This window comes from Falsiroseomonas oryziterrae (assembly GCF_021864505.1).
Taxonomy (GTDB): Bacteria; Pseudomonadota; Alphaproteobacteria; order Acetobacterales; family Acetobacteraceae; genus Falsiroseomonas; species Falsiroseomonas oryziterrae.
This window is the reverse complement of record NZ_JAKJIB010000424.1, coordinates 1-2,941: the sequence shown is the minus strand read 5'-3', so window position 1 is coordinate 2,941 and position 2,941 is coordinate 1. Positions and strand designations below refer to the sequence as shown.

At 73.0% G+C, this 2,941-nt stretch carries 3 protein-coding genes and 1 pseudogene; 2 read left to right on the top strand and 2 right to left on the bottom strand.

Features of this window, described 5'->3' with window-relative positions:
- Nucleotides 1-186: pseudogene (locus L2I40_RS21360) on the top strand (tRNA1(Val) (adenine(37)-N6)-methyltransferase); the annotation flags it as partial.
- A 25-nt stretch (nt 187-211) separates the two neighbouring features.
- On the opposite strand, the gene L2I40_RS21355 reads toward L2I40_RS21360, so the two are convergent.
- Nucleotides 212-496, bottom strand: coding sequence for a hypothetical protein (locus L2I40_RS21355; RefSeq protein ID WP_237217222.1), 285 nt, complete (start codon nt 494-496; stop codon nt 212-214).
- A gap of 121 nt (nt 497-617) precedes the next feature.
- Nucleotides 618-1,331 carry an SCO family protein gene (locus tag L2I40_RS21350; RefSeq protein WP_237217221.1) on the bottom strand — a complete coding sequence of 238 codons (714 nt, stop codon included), beginning with the start codon at nt 1,329-1,331 and terminating at the stop codon, nt 618-620.
- A 68-nt stretch (nt 1,332-1,399) separates the two neighbouring features.
- Between L2I40_RS21350 and L2I40_RS21345 the strand changes: the two genes are divergently transcribed.
- A complete protein-coding gene (locus L2I40_RS21345) occupies nt 1,400-2,869 on the top strand; it encodes an amidohydrolase family protein (RefSeq protein ID WP_237217220.1) in 1,470 nt (489 codons plus the stop codon).
- The last annotated feature ends 72 nt before the right edge of the window (nt 2,870-2,941 follow it).

The window sequence follows — 2,941 nt, the reverse complement described above, 5'->3', positions numbered from 1 at the left end:
CTGCCGCTCTGGCCGCGCGCGGGGATGGACGCGAAGCGCGCGCTGATCGGCGGTCGCCTGGGCGGCCGCGCGCCGGCGCGGCTGCTTCCCGGCCTCGCGCTGCACGAGGAGGGCGGGACGAGCGTGGCGGCGGATGCGGTGCTGAGGGGCGGCGGCGCGCTCGGCCTGCACCGTGCGCCCGCGTGAGGGCGACGGGCCGGCTCCGTATCGGCTACTTCTCGTTCGCCTCGGGGTGCCGCAGCAGCCACAGGCGCTCATGCGCCGCGACGAGGCTTTCCATGTTCTTGCGGCGGTTCACATCGGGCGAGACCGGACGCCGCGTCAGCATCATTTCGAGGATCCGCAGCAGATCCTCCGCCACCTCGTAATCGCCCTGGTCGCAGGCGTGGTGGAAGGCGATCAGGATCTTGTCCGACAGTCGGCGCGTGTGACGCGGCGGCGGCGATGCGGCGCGGCCGACGTCACTCCCGAACCGGTCGCGGTCCTCGTCGGACATGAGAATGGCACGTCTCCATGGTCGTGCCGGTGCGGACTCTGCCGCGCCAGCGGAGCGAAGCATACCGGCAAGTCAACGCCGCCGGAACCCTTACATTGCGCGATCTCGATGAAGACGCGGTTCACGCGCCGCGCAGTTGTGCCCGCACCGCCTGCGCTATCGCCTCCGGCGACGTCTCGGGACGGAACAGCGCCCGAACGCGCGCATCGGGCCCGACGAGATAGATGAACGACGAGTGGTCCATCAGATACTGCGTCATGTCCGGACGCTGCACCCGCGCGTAATACACGCGATACGCGCGCGCCGCGGCGGCGACCTGCTGCGCCGTCCCGGTCAGGCCCACCATCCGCGGATGAAAACGTGATACGTAGTCGGCCAGCGCCTCCGGCGTGTCGCGCTCCGGGTCCACGGTGATCAGCACCGGCGTCACGCGCTCGCCCTGCTCGCCCAGCGCATCCACCGCGGCGGCGATGACGCCGAGCTCCGTCGGGCAGACATCGGGGCAATAGGTGAAGCCGAAATAGAGCAGCAGGAAGCGGCCCGCGAAATCCGCCTCGGTCACCGCGCGGCCGGTGTGGTCGGTCAGGCTGAACGGCCCGCCGAGCACCAGGCCCTGCGGCAGCTGGACGCCCCCGGCCGACGGCGCCGGCGCATCCTGGCCCAGCAGCTGCGCCGCCCGCCGCGCGAAGGAGTCGCCCAGCGTCTCTCCCTCGCCCCGGCCGAGCCAGGCCCAGCCCCACAGGCCGCCAAGCGCGACCAGAACGAGAACGGCTAAAACCCGGACGGCGTGCAGCATGGTGCACCGCACATAGGGAAGCCGCTGCCGCGCGTCCATCGGCCGCGCTTGACCCCTGCGCACGACGCGGCCCAGAACCGCAGCGCACACGGAGGGAACGAACCGGCATGACCACCGAGACCGGCCGCCGCGGCCTGCTCGCCGCTTCCGCGCTGGCACCGCTGTCCGGGGCGCTGCTCCCCGGCGCGGCCCTCGCCCAGGCCCAAAGCCAGACCCAGGCCCAACCCGCGACATCCGACCGCCCGCTGCTGATCCGCGGCGCGCTGGTGCTGACCATGGACCGCACCCTCGGCGACCTGCCGCGCGGCGACATCCTGATCGAGCGCGGCGCGATCCGCGCCGTCGCCGCCTCGATCCCCGCCCCCGATGGCGCACAGGTGATCGAGGCCGCGGGCCGCATCGCGATGCCGGGCCTGGTCAACGGCCACATCCACCTCGCACAGACGATGCAGCGCGGCCTCTCCACCGAGCATTCCTTCGTCACCTATTTCCAGCAGATCGTGCTGCGCCATTCGAACCGCATGACGCCGGCCGACGTGCGCCTGGCCGACCATGCCGGCGCGCTGGAGCAGATCGCCGCCGGCACGACGACGGTGATGGACTGGTCGCGCGAGACCAGCTCGCCCGACCATGCCGATGCCGCGCTGGAAGGGCTCGACGCCGCCGGCATCCGCGCCATCCTGGCCTACACCACGCCGCCCATCCCGCAGGGCGCGAACGCCACCGAGATCAACGCCCGCATGATGGCGCATGCGCGCGCGCTGATCGGCGGGCGGCTGCCGCCGCGCGTCACGCTCTGGACCTGTCTGCAGGGGCCGGATTTCGTGCCGCTGGAGCCCGCCATCGCCGACATGCGGCGGCTTGCGGAGCTCGGCGTGCCGACCGCGATCCACACCGGCGCCGCGCATTACGCCAACCGCAAGCCGCGCCTGCTCGCGCAGCTCGACGCCGCGGGCCTGCTCAACGACCGCCTGCAGATCGTCCACGCCAACGGCCATGAGGAGGACGAGTACCGTCTCGCGGGCGAACGTGGCGTGATGCTCTGCGCGACGCCCGAGGTCGAGATGCGCATGGGCCATGGCCAGCCCGTCGCCTTCCGCGCGGCCGAGGCAGGCTTGCGCGTCTCCTTCGGCACCGACATCCCCTCCATGGTCGGCGGTGGGATGCTGCCGCAGCTGCGCCTGGCACTCGCCGCCGAGCTGAACCGCATCAACCTCGCCGCCGTCGCCGCGACACGGCAGGTGCCGACCGCGCCCGCCGTCAGCGCGAAGCGCACGCTGGAGCTCGGCACCATCGAGGGCGCTCGCGGCCTCGGCCTCGACCGCGTCACCGGCAGCCTGACGCCGGGCAAGCGCGCGGACGTGATCCTGGTGCGCGCGGACGCGCCGCTGACCGCGCCGCTCTCGGATCCCTACGGCGCCGTGCTGCTTCAGGCCGGCGCCGGCGAGATCGAGACCGTCATCGTCGATGGCCGCATCCGCAAGCAGGCTGGCCGCCTGGTGGATGCCGACGCGCCGCAGGTCTTCGCCCGCCTGCAGGCGCGCGCGGCCGAGATGGCGGAAGCGGCGCGGAACTGATCCGCGCCGCCGCACGTCACGGCACCAGCGCCGCCTCGCGCGGCCGCGCCGGCGGCGGGGCCAGCGCCAACG

Excerpts from the sequence above, each read along its gene's own strand:
- L2I40_RS21350 (WP_237217221.1), bottom strand. The coding sequence starts at position 1,331 with ATGGACGCGCGGCAGCGGCTTCCCTATGTGCGGTGCACCATGCTGCAC.
- L2I40_RS21345 (WP_237217220.1), top strand. The coding sequence starts at position 1,400 with ATGACCACCGAGACCGGCCGCCGCGGCCTGCTCGCCGCTTCCGCGCTG.
- L2I40_RS21355 (WP_237217222.1), bottom strand. The coding sequence starts at position 496 with ATGTCCGACGAGGACCGCGACCGGTTCGGGAGTGACGTCGGCCGCGCC.